General features: G+C 55.9%; 25 protein-coding genes. 13 read left to right on the top strand and 12 right to left on the bottom strand.

Annotated elements, in window-relative coordinates; all coding sequences use genetic code 11:
• Positions 1-163 precede the first annotated feature (163 nt).
• The 12 genes from A6U86_RS05670 to A6U86_RS05615 all read right to left on the bottom strand — a co-directional run bounded on the left by A6U86_RS05670 (position 164) and on the right by A6U86_RS05615 (position 6,576).
• Complete coding sequence (locus A6U86_RS05670; RefSeq protein WP_068387073.1) at positions 164-484, bottom strand: DUF6283 family protein; 321 nt, start codon at positions 482-484, stop codon at positions 164-166.
• Positions 481-1,695, bottom strand: coding sequence for a recombinase RecT (locus A6U86_RS05665; RefSeq protein ID WP_068387070.1), 1,215 nt, complete (start codon positions 1,693-1,695; stop codon positions 481-483). Before A6U86_RS05665 ends, A6U86_RS05670 begins: the two co-directional genes overlap by 4 nt.
• A gap of 2 nt (positions 1,696-1,697) precedes the next feature.
• Entirely contained in the window at positions 1,698-2,765 is a 1,068-nt protein-coding gene (locus A6U86_RS05660; protein ID WP_158008732.1) for a PD-(D/E)XK nuclease-like domain-containing protein, read from the bottom strand.
• Positions 2,758-2,964 carry a hypothetical protein gene (locus A6U86_RS05655; RefSeq protein WP_068387065.1) on the bottom strand — a complete coding sequence of 69 codons (207 nt, stop codon included), beginning with the start codon at positions 2,962-2,964 and terminating at the stop codon, positions 2,758-2,760. The genes A6U86_RS05660 and A6U86_RS05655 overlap by 8 nt, the downstream gene beginning before the upstream one ends.
• Entirely contained in the window at positions 2,961-3,278 is a 318-nt protein-coding gene (locus tag A6U86_RS05650; RefSeq protein ID WP_141683641.1) for a hypothetical protein, read from the bottom strand. The genes A6U86_RS05655 and A6U86_RS05650 overlap by 4 nt, the downstream gene beginning before the upstream one ends.
• Positions 3,271-3,486: a hypothetical protein gene (locus tag A6U86_RS05645; RefSeq protein WP_068387059.1), complete on the bottom strand. Its 216-nt coding sequence runs from the start codon at positions 3,484-3,486 to the stop codon at positions 3,271-3,273. The genes A6U86_RS05650 and A6U86_RS05645 overlap by 8 nt, the downstream gene beginning before the upstream one ends.
• On the bottom strand, positions 3,483-3,791 hold the full coding sequence (locus A6U86_RS05640) for a hypothetical protein (protein WP_068387056.1): 309 nt from the start codon (positions 3,789-3,791) through the stop codon (positions 3,483-3,485). Before A6U86_RS05640 ends, A6U86_RS05645 begins: the two co-directional genes overlap by 4 nt.
• Before the next feature lie 44 nt (positions 3,792-3,835).
• Positions 3,836-4,240: a hypothetical protein gene (locus A6U86_RS05635; RefSeq protein WP_141683640.1), complete on the bottom strand. Its 405-nt coding sequence runs from the start codon at positions 4,238-4,240 to the stop codon at positions 3,836-3,838.
• A gap of 65 nt (positions 4,241-4,305) precedes the next feature.
• Positions 4,306-4,500, bottom strand: coding sequence for a hypothetical protein (locus A6U86_RS05630; RefSeq protein WP_068387050.1), 195 nt, complete (start codon positions 4,498-4,500; stop codon positions 4,306-4,308).
• Positions 4,497-4,748, bottom strand: a complete 252-nt coding sequence (locus A6U86_RS05625; protein WP_068387047.1) for a hypothetical protein — start codon at positions 4,746-4,748, stop codon at positions 4,497-4,499. Before A6U86_RS05625 ends, A6U86_RS05630 begins: the two co-directional genes overlap by 4 nt.
• Before the next feature lie 79 nt (positions 4,749-4,827).
• Entirely contained in the window at positions 4,828-5,079 is a 252-nt protein-coding gene (locus tag A6U86_RS05620; RefSeq protein ID WP_068387044.1) for a hypothetical protein, read from the bottom strand.
• Positions 5,080-5,778: 699 nt separating this feature from the next.
• Positions 5,779-6,576, bottom strand: coding sequence for a LexA family transcriptional regulator (locus tag A6U86_RS05615; RefSeq protein WP_141683639.1), 798 nt, complete (start codon positions 6,574-6,576; stop codon positions 5,779-5,781).
• 238 nt (positions 6,577-6,814) lie between these two features.
• Between A6U86_RS05615 and A6U86_RS05605 the strand changes: the two genes are divergently transcribed.
• The 13 genes from A6U86_RS05605 (at position 6,815) to A6U86_RS05555 (ending at position 16,369) form a co-directional block, all read left to right on the top strand.
• Positions 6,815-7,324: a hypothetical protein gene (locus tag A6U86_RS05605; RefSeq protein WP_068387035.1), complete on the top strand. Its 510-nt coding sequence runs from the start codon at positions 6,815-6,817 to the stop codon at positions 7,322-7,324.
• A gap of 199 nt (positions 7,325-7,523) precedes the next feature.
• Positions 7,524-7,871, top strand: coding sequence for a hypothetical protein (locus tag A6U86_RS05600; RefSeq protein ID WP_068387032.1), 348 nt, complete (start codon positions 7,524-7,526; stop codon positions 7,869-7,871).
• Entirely contained in the window at positions 7,868-8,032 is a 165-nt protein-coding gene (locus tag A6U86_RS35405; protein WP_158008731.1) for a hypothetical protein, read from the top strand. Before A6U86_RS05600 ends, A6U86_RS35405 begins: the two co-directional genes overlap by 4 nt.
• Positions 8,029-8,976, top strand: a complete 948-nt coding sequence (locus tag A6U86_RS05595; RefSeq protein WP_068387029.1) for an rRNA methyltransferase — start codon at positions 8,029-8,031, stop codon at positions 8,974-8,976. The genes A6U86_RS35405 and A6U86_RS05595 overlap by 4 nt, the downstream gene beginning before the upstream one ends.
• A 123-nt stretch (positions 8,977-9,099) precedes the next feature.
• The gene (locus A6U86_RS05590) at positions 9,100-9,279 is read left to right on the top strand and encodes a hypothetical protein (protein WP_068387026.1); all 180 of its coding nucleotides are present in this window, start codon (positions 9,100-9,102) and stop codon (positions 9,277-9,279) included.
• Between the two features lie 181 nt (positions 9,280-9,460).
• The gene (locus A6U86_RS05585; protein ID WP_068387023.1) at positions 9,461-9,835 is read left to right on the top strand and encodes a hypothetical protein; all 375 of its coding nucleotides are present in this window, start codon (positions 9,461-9,463) and stop codon (positions 9,833-9,835) included.
• A gap of 85 nt (positions 9,836-9,920) precedes the next feature.
• Positions 9,921-10,421, top strand: coding sequence for a hypothetical protein (locus A6U86_RS05580; RefSeq protein ID WP_068387020.1), 501 nt, complete (start codon positions 9,921-9,923; stop codon positions 10,419-10,421).
• A gap of 434 nt (positions 10,422-10,855) precedes the next feature.
• On the top strand, positions 10,856-11,428 hold the full coding sequence (locus A6U86_RS05575; RefSeq protein ID WP_141683637.1) for a hypothetical protein: 573 nt from the start codon (positions 10,856-10,858) through the stop codon (positions 11,426-11,428).
• A 38-nt stretch (positions 11,429-11,466) separates the two neighbouring features.
• A complete protein-coding gene (locus A6U86_RS05570) occupies positions 11,467-12,864 on the top strand; it encodes a DnaB-like helicase C-terminal domain-containing protein (RefSeq protein WP_244509829.1) in 1,398 nt (465 codons plus the stop codon).
• A 49-nt stretch (positions 12,865-12,913) separates the two neighbouring features.
• On the top strand, positions 12,914-15,064 hold the full coding sequence (locus tag A6U86_RS05565) for a DNA cytosine methyltransferase (RefSeq protein WP_068387010.1): 2,151 nt from the start codon (positions 12,914-12,916) through the stop codon (positions 15,062-15,064).
• Positions 15,061-15,327, top strand: a complete 267-nt coding sequence (locus tag A6U86_RS35125; protein WP_141683636.1) for a hypothetical protein — start codon at positions 15,061-15,063, stop codon at positions 15,325-15,327. The genes A6U86_RS05565 and A6U86_RS35125 overlap by 4 nt, the downstream gene beginning before the upstream one ends.
• A complete protein-coding gene (locus A6U86_RS05560; RefSeq protein WP_068387007.1) occupies positions 15,324-16,049 on the top strand; it encodes a hypothetical protein in 726 nt (241 codons plus the stop codon). Before A6U86_RS35125 ends, A6U86_RS05560 begins: the two co-directional genes overlap by 4 nt.
• Positions 16,049-16,369 (top strand): hypothetical protein, encoded by a 321-nt coding sequence (locus A6U86_RS05555; protein ID WP_068387004.1) that lies wholly within the window; start codon positions 16,049-16,051, stop codon positions 16,367-16,369. The genes A6U86_RS05560 and A6U86_RS05555 overlap by 1 nt, the downstream gene beginning before the upstream one ends.
• The last annotated feature ends 4 nt before the right edge of the window (positions 16,370-16,373 follow it).

Genomic DNA, 16,373 nt, shown 5'->3' with positions numbered 1-16,373 from the left:
CCCAGCCAAGCGCATGCCCAAGCGAGGAATAGACATGCCACGGAGCCCGCTACAAACGTATCAGTCTGGCCAGTTGGCTCCCTGTCTGTGCCGAGCATCCAAAAGCCACTGATGGCTAGCAGCAAGAAAAAGGCTGTCATGGCATAGGCGATAGTAGAGGCGATCATGACGCGCTCCCGTGATGTTCAGCCATTTCATCCGCATCGGTGAAGACAGGAGAGTCCATGTCGAGCTTCTTGCGATCATAGGCACCGAGACGTTCCATGATCCGCATCAGCTGATTTGGGCGTTCGTTGGCCTCAAGGAAGATCAAGGCTCCAGAGCAGTGCTGCGGAGCGCCCTTATGGATCGTCTTATGGCACTGGAACGTCTGGTCGTTCAGCAGCGCGTCAGTGATCTCGATAACGCGCTCTGGGTGAAGGTATCCGCGGCGATCATTTCGGAACGGGCATTGAGCGCACGGTTTGGTGAGGTCAAAATTCATGCCGCACCTCCGATCTCCTCAACGGAGCATTCCAGCATCTCGGCATAATGATCCAGGATGCCGTCGAGCCGAGCCGGATCGTTGAAGACCGCCCTAGATGAATCACTGATCGCGCGGGCCCTAGCGACGCCCTGTTCGGACATCTTCTTGATTTCGGCTGCCCATTCCTTGTCAACAACCCTTAGAGCATCAAGGGAAATGCCGTTCGTAGCTGCGAGCCTGAGGATATCGCCGGCATATTTGATCAGCCTATCATTCTCGGAAGGGAGGGCGTCCGACAACTCAGGGGATAAGCTGTCGGACGCGGCAGAGGCTAAGGGCACATCCTCTGCGGTTACCGGCTCAGGAGAGGGGACAGATGAGCCGGATTCGGTGGTGTTGGGCAGGATTTCGCCGGTCAGGGCGCTCTCGGTCTCGGGCTGAACGAATGAGGCGTCGAAGCCTTCACGCTCGTCCTGATGCTCTGATGTGATATTGCGTGCAGCCTTGAGACGATCACTAACGCTCAATCTCGGCTCTGCGTCCTGCGCCAGATCGAACATGGCATTGTCGCGCTGGATAAGGTCATGAATGTCGACCGAGAGCGGCAGGCGCTTGGCGAGGCGTCGGATTGCCGACTTCTTTGCCATCTCCTCCCACCAGTCAGCCCAAGGACCCTTGTTCTTGCTTCTTGAGACGTTCCGGATCTTCTCGACGTCTTTCGCGGAAAGGGGCTCGACATAGACGGCGCCATCGGTGGTGGTCGCCATAGCGAAGACGCGTCGAATGATTGACGTGTCCTGATCTTCGGCCGGCTCGTATTCGATATGCTCGCCGGTATCATCAATCCATGTGCGAAAATGATCACCACCATAGACGACGCGAGCCGTGAGCATCTTGATATCGCCAGACTGATGGACCCGCTTGATGATACCTCCGACCATAGGCATCCACTGAACGATATTGCCGAAGACAACAAACGCACCTTCGCGCTTATCAGGCAGCAAGCCGTCTTGAGCGGCGCGGATGGCGGCTTCCATGAGCGACTTGCGATCAGCTCTTAAAACGGCAGGGTCAGAAATGACGGCGGTCATAACGACACGCTGGAATTTCTCGGGTTTGATATGAGATGGAAGAGCCGCAATGAACTGGTCGCTCATCTTGTCCAGTTCAATTCGAAACTGTTGGGACGGCGTGATCCTGCGCTCTTCAAGCGTGGCGACTTGGTTCATCGTTATGCAACCTCTCGGTGATCTTCGGCGTCTAGGAAGTGATCAAGGCGCTCCTTGCTCCAGGTCTTCATCTGGATTCGGCGCTCGCCGTCATTGAAGGGCTGAACGCCCGGCCATTCGCCCGTATCAAGGCAACGGCGGATCGTGCGAAGGCACCAGCGAACAGCCTTCTCGCCGCGGTCGATATCGAATTGATCGATCTCGCCATGTCCCGTGTCGGGGACTTCATCGTTCAGGACGTAGAGAAGAGCGAATGTGTCGAAGGGCATGTTGAGCCCACGGCAGACCATGCGAGTGATTGCGGCTTGCAAATAGTAACCGGCTTCGAAAATCTGGCGCTCCAGGAAGTCCTCATCGAACTTGCCCGCCGTTTTCAGATCAGCATAGACGCCATCGGCTTTCGGGATCACGTCAGGTCGGGCGCGAAGCCAAATCCCGGTTTCCGGATCTTTCCAGAGCATGGACCGCTCGATCCTGCCGTTCAGGATGCCTTCCTTGACCAACGGATACTTGCTGGCGTCGGCATGAATGCGACGAATACGGTCGAACTGGTCGGTCGTGATGACCGTGAGCTTCTTCTTTTGTGCATCTGCAAGGAATGCCTTGCAGTCGTTGGCATTGGCGTTCCAAGCGCGCCTGTCCTTTTCAGGAAGGCCCATATCCTCAATGCGGTGATCTGGGCGGACGATGAACCGGTCCTTGAAAACCTCATCGCCGAGCAAGAGGCAATGCGTGGCTTTCCCAAAATCAAGGGCGTCCGTGGTCTTCGGATCAACATGATCCTTGTTCCATTGCCAGCGGCCCCAGAAGGCCTTAGGTGAGCCGCCATGCGTCGGGATGAGCCATTTCAAGGCGCTCTTCGACACAGAAGGGCCATCGAGCAGATCGGTCTTACCATGGTAGTCATCCAGGCTGATGCCGGCATAGACGCCGTTCTCGGTAATGGTCTTGCCGTCCCAGACGCGTTCGCCGTTCTTCTCGGCCCGCTTTGCAGCAATGGCTCCAATAATCCCACCAGCCAAATTGCCGATCGACTTTTCAGAGCCCTTAGGGTCAATGATCTCACCCATGTCGAACATTCTCCTGCTCGGCTAAAATTTGCTGGTGGAAGACGAAGTCGGCTCGGGGCAGGGAATAGGCCGCAATGACAGCGCCGATAGCCACGATCCAGATGTAGGCGATGATCGACCAGAACTGCCGGTCACGAGCTGCTTGGGCTGCCTTGGCGCGTCTGTTGATGTCGGCAACGCGGGCTTGAATGTCGGTCATGAGCGGCCCTCCGCTTTCGCGATGACCTCATCGATATAGACAAGATCAATTTTCTCTTGGTCGGAAAGCTGGCTGCGAGCGTCTTTTAGGCACTCAAGAAGCGCAGGAGCGGCGGCGACCAGATAGGCATTGGCCTCAGCTTCTTCGTATTTTCGCGGGCCCTTCGCCCATGAAGCACAAGGAGTGATGCGGCATTCTGCAACTGGATAACCCATTCCATAAGTCGTGAGGTCATCTGGATTACAATCGCCCCATACTAAAGTTGTGCCATCCTCAACGCGCCAAGGACCTTTGGTGTGCTTTGTCTCAGACATGACGCACCTCGATTTCCGGAACCCGCGTGACATCGGCCGTCCCGCAACGTCTAGCCTTGGCCCTCTTACGCTCCCGCATGTCGTGGTGCTGGTGACGGAGATCGTCCTTGACCAGCTTGAACCCGAGTACGGCTATCTGAGCATCGGGAATGAACCAGTTTCCTTCGATGGGGGTGAGGTATTGGATTTGGAGATCGCGTGTGGTCATGCTGCACCGCCTTTCCGCGCGGCAATCATGGCATCCGCCATGCGATAGAGCGCCTTTGCGCGATCCAGCATCCATTCGTCAGATGTGTTGTTAGTGATTTCGCCTGTAATATCGTTCTGGGCGGCAAACTCTCCAGCCAACGCCTGACCGGCGAACCAGTCGCGGAGCGTCATGCCAGGGTGAGGAACGAAGTCGAAGGTTGGGGTGTCATCGTCAAACCCATGATCGGCAACCGTTCCGACCTGCTCCCATCTTTTGCCGGTGAAGGCTAAGCCGCCATCATCGATAGTCTTGCCGTCTGCCATTGCCGTGTTCCTCTGTTCAGCGCATCCGTTTCGGCGCTGGGAGATCAATCAAACTTGGGAGTGCCGTCACACCACTCGGACAGCGCCCAGGCGACAGTTGCTTCCTTGATTTCGTGCTTGGGGTCGAAGCTGCAGAGCAGGGAGCGGATAGCCATCATCGCCTGCGCCCTGTCGATCCCGTCTTTGATGCGGATGCCGAACTGTTCGAGGCTACCGCCCTTGAAGAACAGGGTTGAGAAGACACGATTGTATGGAGTATTTCCTCCATAGAACTGATCCGGTATCGCCTCCCGACTAGGATAGTCAGGGCCTCTCGCACCCCAAGTCGCGGACAGAGCGTCGAAGACTGGTAATTGATGCGAGCCGATCTTGAGTCCTACCGTCGGCATTGCCGCAATCGTATGCCGCTGACGTTCAACCTCTTTCCGAAGCTTCTGACGCTTTCCCATTTCCCTCATCCTTTGAAAATCAACGGGCACTCAAACTTAGCCCGCGCGCCTGTGGCGAGTGGTGGTTAGGCTGCGTCCTGATCCTGCTCGACCAAAACCCGCTCCATGGCAGCAGCCAGGGTCTCAAGATTGTCTTGGCAGGAGGCGAGGCGGTTCCGGCGGTCTGGAGAGTTGACCGGAAGCGATATCGCCTCGATCAGCTTGCGGTTAAGCCGGTGCGTCGCATCGATAGCGTGTTCAATCTGGAACGTGTTCATCATTGGAAGTACCTCTGAAAGGTCTCAACAGAAGCGTTGAAATTTCGGGCTTCGAGGATCGCGCAATCCAGTTCCGCTTCCTTGATGTCGTCGTACTCAAGGGCATCGTCACGGCACGGTGACAGGTCGGAGCCGTCGAAATAGTCACACTCTCCACTCGGGAAGAGGACCGCGACGTAATGGAGCGTCTTCATGCGTGGACGGGAAAAGAGTTCTTCCTTTCTAATCGTCTCGTGGGAGAACATGTCCATGGTTGCGGTCCTTGGGGTGAAATGGTCGATTTCAATATCCGCTGCAGTGAAGAGCGGATGCCGAAGGGGATCGGATCGTTCAGAATTCTCGATGAAACTGAAATTCCGAATAGCCGTTGATCGTGCCATGGACATCGTCATATGCGGCTTGGGCTTCCCAGTTCGGCGTGTTCTGGAATTCCTTGACAACATTGGCAAAGACGACGCGGGCTTGAGCCTCATCATCGCATTCGACTAAAAATCCGTCCGGCTCGCGAACAGCCCATCCAGCGTCATCAGTCAGCAGACGAACTTGGAAACCGTTGGGATATGCTTTCTCGACAATCTTCATTTCCCTCATCCTCATCTTTCCCGTTCGGTTTCGCTTGGCGCCTTGTGGCGGGCTCAATCCGGTTGGTGTGAGGAGAAATTTGCGGCAATCGCAAAAATAAGTCAACAATTAAATTGCGATCATCGCAAATTATTTTGACGTGGCACGAATCATGTGCCAGAAGAAAAGCGCCGGAGGGATGATCCTACCGGCGCTCAATGCAGCATTCGTGATTGAAGATACCTAACACATCACAACAATTGATGGAATAGGTATTGCTGCCTTGAGGCGCTGAAAATCGCTAAATCTTGGGTCTGATCGGAGGTTCCCGCCAAGATGAAGTGTTCGGAGGTGCAATGGCAGCGGTTTTTTAAGGGCATTGTCCCGCGCCTCCGATCAATCCGGCAACTCAATCCCGACGCGGTATCGGTGCCAGGCTCACCGAGCAGAAGTCAGACGGGGGTGACAGCCCGCTCGATCACAGCTTTGCAGGCTGCGGGATAACAACAGGACCAAATGTGGGGACCGCCGCGAGGCGAACCTAACCAGTACATCGGCAGCGTTTCGTTTGTACCGCTTGAATGGCGGGAGAATGCCGAACACAGCCCGGTAGGGTCCGGGAAAACAAAACTACCTGTTGGTATATCGGCTTCAATGGATGCTTTGCGCTGAAGGGCTGCGCCGGGTCTGACGTCCCCACAGGACTGTCATTTAGATAGCCTATGGTCTTCTGAAGATCCAAAGCACAAGACCGATGACTTGCGCCGTCTCACCGGGAGAATTTTCATAAAGGATAAGCGGCTCTTGATGCGCCGGATCGGTGCTCTCAGGCCACAGCTCAAAGCCCTTGGCGGTTTGCCTCACGCGCTTCGCAGTGCGTTGGACCATTTGACCGTCATACTTCTTGCGCTCGACTATAACCAGATCGCCGGCCTTGAATTGATACTGAGCGCGGATGACATCAAGGCAGATTAGAATGTCGCCGTTTTCAGCCTTCTTGTTCAGGCAGTTTCCGTCGACCTCAAGCGCAAATTGCATATCTGCCGGATAAGTACTGACCGAAGGAACTTCCTCCATATCCTCATAGCCAAAATCCATATCGTCTACATCCATCCATGTACTGGCGGCGACTTTGCCGCGTACAGGTATGGTAGAATGAACTTTGGCAACGATTGGTTTAAGGTCAATACCAGGGGGCATACTACCGAAGAACTCTCCCATCCTGACAAGTTCTTCCGCTTTGATTTCGCGGAGCTCTTTTGTGGGGTCATCACCGAGAATTCTGCTTATGCCGGAAGGTGCTACGCCGAGATAGGCCGCAAGCTTCCCCTTCGCCCCATGCCCTTTGCGCTGGAGTTCAGAAGCGAGCCAATCTCTAATTTGTTGTCTCTTATCAAGCATATCTGGGATTTTGGCGATAACCGCAAATTTTGCTATAGCGAAGATCGCAAAAATCGCTTGACTTAAACTTGCGACTATCGCAAAGTTTGACCATGCAAATGGAACCGGCAAATTCAATCATCACATATCTCGGCGGCGCTAAGGCTGTTTCAGGGATCGTTGAGAAGCACGTCTCGCGGGTATACCGCTGGACGTATCCAGAAACGGTTCGTGAAGGCACAGGCGGCCTTATCCCGGCGCGTGAGCAACGGAAGCTGCTAGACCATTGCCGCGAGAACCAGATTGATTTGCGCCCAGACGATTTTTTCTCGCCGGATCGGATCCGCGCACTTCTCCCAACAAAGGAGACAGCGCCATGATCAACGTTTCCGGCTTTCCTCTCTGTGCCAAGCGTCTGCAGTTTCAGCGGGCGAAGCTGAACGACGGCGGCATGACGGCCTATTGGGCTGCAGTTGCGGTTGCCGCCGATCTGGACGATGAAAAGCTGACCCAGTTCGGCGGGTTCAACTTCAACGACATGTCCGAGGACAACGGACAGAAGCTGCTCGGCAGACTTGAGCAGTTCATCCGCGCCGGTCTGGCGAACCGGAAGGCCAAGAGCGATGTCAGCAACGTGACGGCGGCTGAAAGCAGCGTCAGGGCTTTCCTCGGGTCCAATGGCGTCAAAGTCTCGAAACTCAATGGCATCGAAGACTACTGGAAGGCCGCGCGCCTCCTGTGGGGCGATCTGGTCGAGGAAACTCCCAAGGTTCGAGATGTCTACACGCTGGTTTTTCAACTGGTCAGAATCCCAAAGAAACAGCGACCCAGGCTGGCGCGAAAGAATATCGCAGCCCTGCCGGCCGAGTGGAGGGCAAAGCGTTGAACGCCTCCAATTTCACCACAGCCGCATACCAACGCGCCTATGAGGCCTACCACGGCAAACCTTCCCCTAAGGTCACCCGAGGCTCTGCCGGCGGCTATGTGATCCATGGTGAAGGCGGTCCAAGCCCATCGAAGACAGAAGGCCAGATGCGGGTTCTCACGAACGCGATGAACCGTTGGGCTAGGGAAGGGGTATCAGCATGAGCACTGTAGCCTATCCCACCTTCGACGCTTGGATGGACGAAATCGAAGGCTATTCCACCCGTTGGGAGCGCTTTCTGAGCGACCACGAAGAGATGGCATCGCAGCGCGCCATAGACTGGGTGCGCGAGGCTTGGAACCTTGGATACGAAGCTGGAAAGGCTTTGGGTTCCGACCGCCAGTACCTCGAAAAGATCGCCTCTCAGGTAATCGCTCGCAATCAGACCGAAACCGCAGAAGCTCCCGCTAAAAAGTTGGACGGTGGGAGCAGCGCGGCCAGTCGCGGGGCAGGTGGCGTCGCTTCTGCCTGCCCCGCATTGATCGATGATGTTGGGAGCGGAGCATGACCAAACGAGAACCAGTCGGCCACGATTGGCTTGAAGAGTTTCGCCATCGGTTCTCCGATGAATTTCCGGACGAACCAGAGAACGCAATCGCACGCCGCGCTGTGGAGCGCAACGTCGCGGCTGATCGCAAGCAGGTCGAAAGACCGGGTAGGGCAGCATGAGCAATTTCCATGAAGTCAAGGTCATTCAAAGTTCAGAGGGCAACGTCAGCAAGTACGTCTTCACAGGCGAAACTGGTGTCGCTGAATCTGTCCTCTATCGCTATCCAGACTATGCGACGCGCACAGTCATTTGCTGCTCTACTATGAGTGGTTGCCCGGTGGGATGCCGGTTCTGCGGGGCTGGCGATTACTTTGTTCGTGGGTTCCGTGGCGAAGAGATCGTAGAGCAAGTCGACCGTTGTATAATCGACACAGGCGTCGATCCTGCTGTGATGAAGCGGCTGCAAATCATGTTCATGAGCATGGGAGAGCCCTTGCTCAACAAGAGCGGCATGATCAGTGCGCTCCAGGCTCTCTATGGCAAGTATCCTCGCGCAGCGCTTCTGATCAGCACCATCGGGCCGGATATCGATTATGATTGGGTCGAGGGCATAAGCCGAGAAATCCCTACTATCGGTCTGCAATTCTCCGTTCACAGATCGACTGACGAAGAGCGTGACGAGCTTATCCCGTTCAAAAAGAAATTGTCGATCAGTCTCATCGCTAGGCGCGGAGAAAGCTGGCATGCCACAACTGGCCGCAAGCCGTTCTTCAATTATTGCGCTGGCGACGACAATTCTTCTGACGCAGATGCTGAGCGACTGCTTAACCATTTCAATCCGTCGGTCTGGAACGCCACCGTCAGCGTCATCTGTGAGCGCAACGAAGGCATGCCAGCACGCAATGACCATCAGGTCGAACTTGCGGCAAACTTCGCCTCTAAGCTTGTAGAGCGTGGCTTTGATGTCCGCGTCTTCGATCCTGCCGGCCAAGACGATATCGGCGGCGGATGCGGTCAGCTCTGGTTTGTCCAGCAATGGATGAGAGACCATCCTGAAATGGCGCGGCCGAGTGTCGGTCATGGTCTTCCTTCTATTCATACACCTCGTGCGGTGCTGGTATGATCACGGCTACCATCCAAACCGCTCTGATTTCATGCGTGGCAGCCGCCTACATAGTCTGCACTGTCTTTGCGATGGCGCCGTTCAGGCTGTCGTCTCGCATCTCCAGCCAGGAGGAACGCGACAATGCTCGGTGATTTCCTCCAAGGTTTCCTTCCGGTCGCTGCAATCTTGATGGCCTTGGCATTTGCCGCCTTCGTTCGTCATTTCGTTGCAAAAGAACTTCGCCGTCGCAAGTCGGACGATACCGACATGGCCGGTGCCCCAGAGGGCGATCTCATAAATCACCGTGAGGTGACGAAGTGATTTCCTCATTTTCCAATTTCTCCACGACCACCGAAGCTACCGCGCCAACAGTCGCCAAACTTAGCGGCGCAATGCTTCGTGTTCGTGATCTGCATTTCAAGTCTTCGCCAGTGGGCGGGGGCTGAACTTTTCAACCCGACCCCTGTCTGACACCGGATTAGTCGCACAGGGAAAATCGTAAATGTCCGAAAATCAGTTGGGAAAATCCGAAATGTCTAGCGTCGATTTTGCATCAACAGCCTTGAAAAAATACATCGCCCCAAAGGGCAGCGCTGAAAATGTGAAGGACCGCATTCGCGTGGCGGCGCGACGTCTCGGCTGGTCCTTCACCCGTACAAAAGACGTTTGGTACGCAGACCCGCGCGTATCGATCTCTGCAGAAGAACTGCGGGTCATAGAGGAAAAGGCGGGGATCACCTATGGCAGAGCAGAAGTCAGAGAGATCGACGAACTCATTCGTAAGGCCGACTTACTCTTGGCTGGACCTGAGGCGGATTTCTTTAGGCCGCTGGTTGATGCGTTCCGGCAAATGCTTGGGGCTCAAAATCGCGCCTGAATTGGAAGACTCGGACGCCTGACCGGGCGTCCTTTTTTGTATCCGAAAGCTTCGGAAATTTCCGACAATCACTAATAGGTGACAAATGTCTACAGCAGGACACAACGTTCAAACCGAACGAGAGCAATGGGAAGAACAGCAGTTCCACAACGGCTTCCGTCAGATCAAGGAGCTAAACTCCGATATGGCCGGAACCAAAGGCGAAATCGGCGGCGTCTATAAGCGCCTGAAAGATGTTGGGTTCACCAAGGCCGACATCAAATGGGCGCAAGAGTTGGAAGAAAAGGACGCTTCCGAGATCATCGCCACGATGGAGCGCCGGCTGCGGATCGCTCGCATGTTCGGCCACAGGGTCGCACGCCAGCTCGACATCCTCGAAAAGGATCGGACGCCAGCCGAAGACGCGGCCTACGAAGACGGTTTGGCCGCTGGCAAAGGTCGCAAGGCCAACGCCAATCCATATGACACCGGCAGTATCCAGGGCCAGCGCTGGCAGGCCGGGTTCAATGACGGAACCGAGTTCATCAACAAGGATCTGGATTCGGCTGTCAATGGCGAAGAGCCGTTCCCTGATGCCGCTGAGTAGTTCTCCCGGAGGCTCGCTTTCCTCCCTGGCTGGAGCCGCCCACCTCGCTGCGCAAATGCAGCACTCTCTTTTCCAGAGGCTCGCATGAACGTTGTAGCTCGCATTCAGACATTCACATGCCCATGCTGTGGAGGCCTCATAGGGGAGGCAGCTCCTGTTGAAGAAGTTCGACAGTATGTCACAGCGCCAGCGCATCGTATCATTTTCGATATCCTGTCGCGCTCAGTCGGACGCCCTGTCTTTCGGGACGCGCTTATTCATCTGATCTACGGCGGCAGAGCTGATGGTGGCCCCGAACGTGCCGATAAGGTTCTGGCAGTCCAAGTGAGCCAGCTGCGTCGACGTATCGAGCCTTTCGGCTGGACTATTTCATCCTCTAAAGGCGGATCCGGCATTCATGCCCAATGGCGTCTCATCCCTACGGAGGCCGGAGCATGCTGATCCTTGGGCTCGACATTGCGACTACCACCGGTTTTGCATGGTATGAGCCGGGCTCAAAGCTCTCCACGATCCGAACCGGGGTCATTAAGGCAGAGGGTGACAACGCAGAGGAGAAGGCTGCCTCCATCGCCCTTCAGGTCGTGAATCTCTTCAAAGACCCAATTACCCGCAAGGCTTGCCTGCCTGATTTCGTGGCTATCGAACAACCGATGCGAAACATCGTGACTTTCGCCAAGAAAAAGCAGGACATGGCTGGCGAGGTCGAAGAGCGCACAGTGAACCCGAATGCGCTGCAGCTTTCGTCGTTGTCGGGCGCAGTGGTTGGCATAGTCGCGGCCTATCGCATCCCATGGGTCACCATCCCTTCAGCTACATGGCGCAAGCATTTCCTCGGCATGGGTCGCTCTCCGGGCTTTGACCGAGCCGCATGGAAGCGCGCTGCTATCGAGCGCTGCCGGTTGCTCAAGATATCCGTCAAAAACGCTGATGCTGCTGAAGCTGTTGGCATAGCTATGGCTGCCGAGGCCGCTCAAGAATTCAAACTTCTGAAGGTGAGGGCTGCATGAACATGATGTCTCAATTCCCACCGCCATTGCCGGAGGCTTTGGAGGCCGAGCAAATGCTTCTGGGAGCTATTTTGGTCAATAATGCCGCCTATTGGCAGGTCGCTGGTTTCCTCAACGCTGGCCATTTCCATGAGCCGCTTCACCGTAAGATCTATGATGTAGCCGGCACGATGATTGCTCAGGGGCGCGGTGCCAATCCAGTCACTGTGAAGAGTTATCTCTCGGCGGATGAGAAGGTCGGGGACCTTACCGTCTCTCAATATCTCGCCAGGCTGTCCATGGAAGCAGTATCTGTCGCCGGCGCTGGTGATTTTGGCCGCACGATCATTGAAATGTGGTCACGACGGGAATTGATCACTCTGGCGGCGGATCTCGATAATCTGTCCCGTTACATGCCTGTCGATATGAATCCAGAGAAGGTGATCGGCGAGTTCGCCACCAGATTGACGCAGATCGCCACAGAGGGCAACGAGCGGGCAGGCGCGACCAAGTACGGCGTCATCCTTCCTGATGCCGTGAACAAGGCCGCCAAGGCCAGCCTGGACACATCAGGTCGCATCCCGTGGTTCATTGACGACATTACCCAGAAGATTGGCAATATGCGCCGCGGCAATCTCGTCGGGCTCATGTCGGACTCCGGCGGCGGCAAGACGGCTATGTCGCTTCAACAGTGCCGCTATGCCGCGGCTTGTGGGTTCAAGACGGCATTTTTCTCGGTCGAAGTCAGTGAGGAAGAAGCGGCTCTACAGGCTGCCGCTCAAGAAGCTCATGTGCCGCTATCCCACATCGACAGCTATACCCTTACCTCCAAGGAAGAGAGCGGCTTGGAGAAGGAAATCATCAAGGCCGTCGATCTGCCGTTCTATATCGTCGGTTTTGGCGAATGCTCATTGTCCGATATTCGCGTCAAAGCGGAATCGATGGTCAAGAGTCTGGGGATCGATCTTATCGTGATTGACCACGCCAAGATGATCAGCCTCCCAAATCCGAAGGACATCTTTGCCGAGCGCGTCAATGCTCTGTATCGCGGGCTCAAAGCCATCGCCAAGTCCCTGAATGTCGCGATCGTCATCCTTATCCAGCGCAATGACGACTGGAAAACCAGATGGAGATCCGGTGGCTCGATCCGCCCCATGATGGGGGACGCCTACGGCGGCGGATCGATTAAGCAGAACCTGGACGTCTGGTTCAGCCTTTATCGTCCAGAGCCGCTTTACAAGGAACTGATCCCTCAGGTGCATGGCGAGGAAAAGCGAGATGCCCTGATCCGAAAATATGAGGATTCCCGCGGCAAGGCATGGATCATCAATCACAAGCGCCGTCGTGGTGAGCCCGGTCAGTCTGCAGAGATCCGTTTTGAGGCTGAATACACAATGTTCGCGGCTGCCTATTCCGGCGCCGGTGAGCCAGCCTTCGATGGGTTTGAGGATTTCTGATGATCATGTTCACCGATCTGAGCGATACCGGACAAGGACGATTTCTGTAATGGCTCGTAAAATGCTTGTAGCTGATCTTCTGTGTGGTGCTGGCGGTTCTTCGACCGGTGCCATGCGCGCACTCAAAGACCTTGGTCTGGAAATGGATCTCGTCTGCGTCAATCACTGGCCTACAGCTATCGAAACGCACACTCTCAATCATCCAGAGGCCAGGCACTTCGTGCAGGATATTTCGACCGTTCGCCCGCACATTCTCGTGCCTGAGGGTTATCTAGACCTCCTGATGGCCTCCCCGACCTGCACCCACCATTCCGTGGCGCGTGGCGGCAAGCCGACCAGTGACCAACAGCGCTCCGACCCTTGGCACATCATCACCTGGCTAACCGAGCTTCGGGTAAAGCGGATCATTATCGAAAATGTCTGGGAGTTCATTGGGTGGGGTCCAGTCAATATGAAGACTGGCCGGCCTATCCCTTCCCGGAAAGGAGAATACTTTCATGCATGGACCGAAACCCTGCGGCGTCTTGGGTTCGATCTCGAATGGCGCAAGCTGAATGCCGCCGACTACGGCGACGCTACCACCAGGCAGCGCTTCATCCTCATGGGACGGTCCGATGGTCGCAAGATCCATTGGCCTATGCCTACCCACAAGAAGAGAGATGAGATCAACGATGACCTGTTCAACAAGGCCAAGCCGTGGCGTCCAGCGCGTGAAATTATCGATTGGTCGATAAAAGGACGGTCTATCCTCAACCGACCGAAGCCTTTGGCCCCAAAGACCTTGGCGCGCGTGCTTGCTGGCGCTTTCAAGTTCGGCTGGCCAAAGCCCTTCATTGATAAGTTACTGCAGGAAATCGATCGCTCGCTGCGCTTCCACATCAATTGGGCTTTCCAAGCCCGAAACACGGCGTCCAAAATGAAACGTCAGCAGCGTCGAGCACTGGCCAAAGATCTTATCAGGCGCCTTCGTCATTTTAGGATTGCGCCTGCAGAGTATGCCAAGGGCGGCCGTTCTGCGGAGCCAATGGTCATTACTTTGCGCCGAAACGGCATCGGTTCCTCGATCTCCAATCCTATTCCCACGCTCGCCGCGAGCGGTCAGCATGTGGGGTTGGCCGAACCTGTGATCGTAAATCTGAAAAAAGGTTCCAGCCCTGGGAGCGCCAATAACCCGCTGCCAACCGCTACCTCCGCCGCAAGCCATATCGCAGTGGCTGAACCGATCATTATGAACGGGCGTAAGGGGAATAAAGCAGAAGGTGTTTCAGAAGGGCTTATCCCTACGCTCGACACCAAGGGAGGTGTCTGGCTCGCTGAGCCAATGGTTCTTTCGCAGCACAACAGCGGAGCGGCGCGGTCAACTGCGGATCCTCTCCCGACTATCACGACCGGAGGCGCGTCGAATGAAGAGCATCCCGGTCGCGCCCGACCAATGCTCGTTACTGTGGCTCACGGCAATGATGCCAGAGAGCGCGATCCGAATTGGCGGCGCTCGCATAACATAGAGGATCCGCTTGGCGCCATTCACGGTGACGGCAGCGCCTATGCAGTCATTGAGCCGTTCGTGCTGTCTCAGGCTTCGGGCGGGTCACCGCGCTGCGTAAGCGAGCCTATCCCCACGCAGACGACTGGCGGCAATGGCGCCGCGCACGCGCTAATCTCGCCATACTATGGATCAGGCTCCGGTGAGACGTGCAACAGCGTCGAAGACACTTTGCCGACGATCACCAGTAAGGGGCGGTTTGGTATGGTGGTGCCGGTCACCAACAGCAATGGCGGCGCACAGGCGCGTAACATCGAAACTGACCCTATTCCCACAATGACGACAGCCAAGGGCGGCGAATTCGCCTTTATCGCAGCGCAGTTCGGCGAGAGGGAGGGGCAAGCTCCTCGCATCCATGACATCGATCAGCCAACGCCCACAATCGCAGCCACAGGGCATATCAATCTGATCGAGCCCGGCCCAGAGTACGACATCCTTTTCCGGATGCTGGAGCCCCACGAGTTGGCCGCTGCGATGGGCTTCAACACGGATGAAATTACCTATGAGTTCGCCGGCACCAAGACCGAGAAAATCAAGCAGATCGGGAATGCGGTCTCTGTTTCGAAGATGAAGGCATGTGTCGGGGCGATCATGGCCGATGCGGCGCCAAAAAGGAAACTGCCGGAAGCGCCTGAATATCTGGAGGCTGCCGAATGAATGAATTTGCCGGCTTCACTCGTCCCGTACCCGGTGGTCATTGGGCGATGCTACGTTTCGCCCGAGACGGTCAACCTAAGCCCCTGATGAACGGTGATAAGCCATTTGTCTTCCCGACTGAGGTTGAGGCGCTGCGGGCCGTGAATTGCCATCTCTTGGCATATTTCAACGGACATCTCGTCAGATCTGGAGAAATCATCGGCAGCCATCGCCAGGAAGCTGAATCCTACTTCACTCCACAGAAGGAAAGGGCACGGGCATGAAGCTCATGAAGGGCAGCGAACCATCGTTCATGACCGCGGCTGAAGCATCTGTGCGGCAGGGATACGCTGCGAGGTCGGAGTTGGCGCTGCGAGACGGCCTAGAGGCCATTCTTCGGTCACGACTTCCCACAGCCCGTATTGTCCATGAGCTGGTCATGGGCGCGCGAGAGGTGCGAGCCGATGTCGTTGCCATCGATGCCGCTCATATCGCCGCGGTGGAAGTGAAGGGGGCATATGACAATGTCTCTCGCCTCCTGCACCAAGTCGGTATGTTTCAGCTCTGCGTCCCCGAAGTGTGGGTGTGCTGCGCAAAGGAGCATGCCGAAGACGCCAAGTTGATCCGCCACCTATTGCCAAGCGTGGGGCTGATAGTGGGTACGAACCTTGATCGGCACTACCACAAGGGCGACAAGATCCTGCCATTGGAGTTGGAGATCGAAGCTGAGCCCGTGCCAAGAGCTCCAGTCCCGGAGATGATGCTCGAAATGTTGTGGGCCGAGGAGCTGCGCAACGCTTGCACCCTCCTGGGTATGCCAGTCAGTTCCGCTATGACGCGACCGAAATGCATTTCCCTCATTTTGGAGAAGGCGAGCGCCGCAGAGATCATGCCAGCCACTTGTGCCCAGCTTAGAGCAAGGGATGCGGTCTGGCGCGCCGATGACCCGATTGAGGCCAACTATCGTACCAAACTGGTTGCCGATCTGGAGGCTAGCAGAGTCTGATGCACTACGAAACCTACATCAAAGCCAAATATCAAGCCGTCACAGCACGCCTACGCTTTCCCAAGGGCGGTATTATAGAGCCGAAGGTAGTTCGACCCAAGGAAGAATACGAAATTGCTCCACCGAAGCCCCAGCGGCAGGAAGTCCATTCAAAGATTGATTTCGCGACTCTTGCGCAGATCCGAGAGGATTATGAGGCAGGTATAGCGGTGGAGCGGATCTGCAAGAGGTTTCATATCTCTGGACGCACCGTTAGGGCGCTCCGGCAGAAGCATGAGTGGCCGATCAGGGAGAGAGTTAAGCCGAGGGCGAAGGGATGAGGGA

It is taken from the genome of Rhizobium sp. AC27/96 (genome assembly GCF_001692325.1).
Classification (GTDB): domain Bacteria; phylum Pseudomonadota; class Alphaproteobacteria; order Rhizobiales; family Rhizobiaceae; genus Rhizobium.
Note: the sequence above shows the minus strand (reverse complement) of the source record. Positions and strands in the feature narration are given on the sequence as shown.

Coding starts and splice junctions, on each gene's coding strand:
- A6U86_RS05670 (WP_068387073.1), bottom strand. CDS start 484: ATGAATTTTGACCTCACCAAACCGTGCGCTCAATGCCCGTTCCGAAAT.
- A6U86_RS05665 (WP_068387070.1), bottom strand. CDS start 1,695: ATGAACCAAGTCGCCACGCTTGAAGAGCGCAGGATCACGCCGTCCCAA.
- A6U86_RS05660 (WP_158008732.1), bottom strand. CDS start 2,765: ATGGGTGAGATCATTGACCCTAAGGGCTCTGAAAAGTCGATCGGCAAT.
- A6U86_RS05655 (WP_068387065.1), bottom strand. CDS start 2,964: ATGACCGACATTCAAGCCCGCGTTGCCGACATCAACAGACGCGCCAAG.
- A6U86_RS05650 (WP_141683641.1), bottom strand. CDS start 3,278: ATGTCTGAGACAAAGCACACCAAAGGTCCTTGGCGCGTTGAGGATGGC.
- A6U86_RS05645 (WP_068387059.1), bottom strand. CDS start 3,486: ATGACCACACGCGATCTCCAAATCCAATACCTCACCCCCATCGAAGGA.
- A6U86_RS05640 (WP_068387056.1), bottom strand. CDS start 3,791: ATGGCAGACGGCAAGACTATCGATGATGGCGGCTTAGCCTTCACCGGC.
- A6U86_RS05635 (WP_141683640.1), bottom strand. CDS start 4,240: ATGGGAAAGCGTCAGAAGCTTCGGAAAGAGGTTGAACGTCAGCGGCAT.
- A6U86_RS05630 (WP_068387050.1), bottom strand. CDS start 4,500: ATGATGAACACGTTCCAGATTGAACACGCTATCGATGCGACGCACCGG.
- A6U86_RS05625 (WP_068387047.1), bottom strand. CDS start 4,748: ATGGACATGTTCTCCCACGAGACGATTAGAAAGGAAGAACTCTTTTCC.
- A6U86_RS05620 (WP_068387044.1), bottom strand. CDS start 5,079: ATGAAGATTGTCGAGAAAGCATATCCCAACGGTTTCCAAGTTCGTCTG.
- A6U86_RS05605 (WP_068387035.1), top strand. CDS start 6,815: ATGATCAACGTTTCCGGCTTTCCTCTCTGTGCCAAGCGTCTGCAGTTT.
- A6U86_RS05600 (WP_068387032.1), top strand. CDS start 7,524: ATGAGCACTGTAGCCTATCCCACCTTCGACGCTTGGATGGACGAAATC.
- A6U86_RS35405 (WP_158008731.1), top strand. CDS start 7,868: ATGACCAAACGAGAACCAGTCGGCCACGATTGGCTTGAAGAGTTTCGC.
- A6U86_RS05595 (WP_068387029.1), top strand. CDS start 8,029: ATGAGCAATTTCCATGAAGTCAAGGTCATTCAAAGTTCAGAGGGCAAC.
- A6U86_RS05590 (WP_068387026.1), top strand. CDS start 9,100: ATGCTCGGTGATTTCCTCCAAGGTTTCCTTCCGGTCGCTGCAATCTTG.
- A6U86_RS05585 (WP_068387023.1), top strand. CDS start 9,461: ATGTCCGAAAATCAGTTGGGAAAATCCGAAATGTCTAGCGTCGATTTT.
- A6U86_RS05580 (WP_068387020.1), top strand. CDS start 9,921: ATGTCTACAGCAGGACACAACGTTCAAACCGAACGAGAGCAATGGGAA.
- A6U86_RS05575 (WP_141683637.1), top strand. CDS start 10,856: ATGCTGATCCTTGGGCTCGACATTGCGACTACCACCGGTTTTGCATGG.
- A6U86_RS05565 (WP_068387010.1), top strand. CDS start 12,914: ATGGCTCGTAAAATGCTTGTAGCTGATCTTCTGTGTGGTGCTGGCGGT.
- A6U86_RS35125 (WP_141683636.1), top strand. CDS start 15,061: ATGAATGAATTTGCCGGCTTCACTCGTCCCGTACCCGGTGGTCATTGG.
- A6U86_RS05560 (WP_068387007.1), top strand. CDS start 15,324: ATGAAGCTCATGAAGGGCAGCGAACCATCGTTCATGACCGCGGCTGAA.
- A6U86_RS05555 (WP_068387004.1), top strand. CDS start 16,049: ATGCACTACGAAACCTACATCAAAGCCAAATATCAAGCCGTCACAGCA.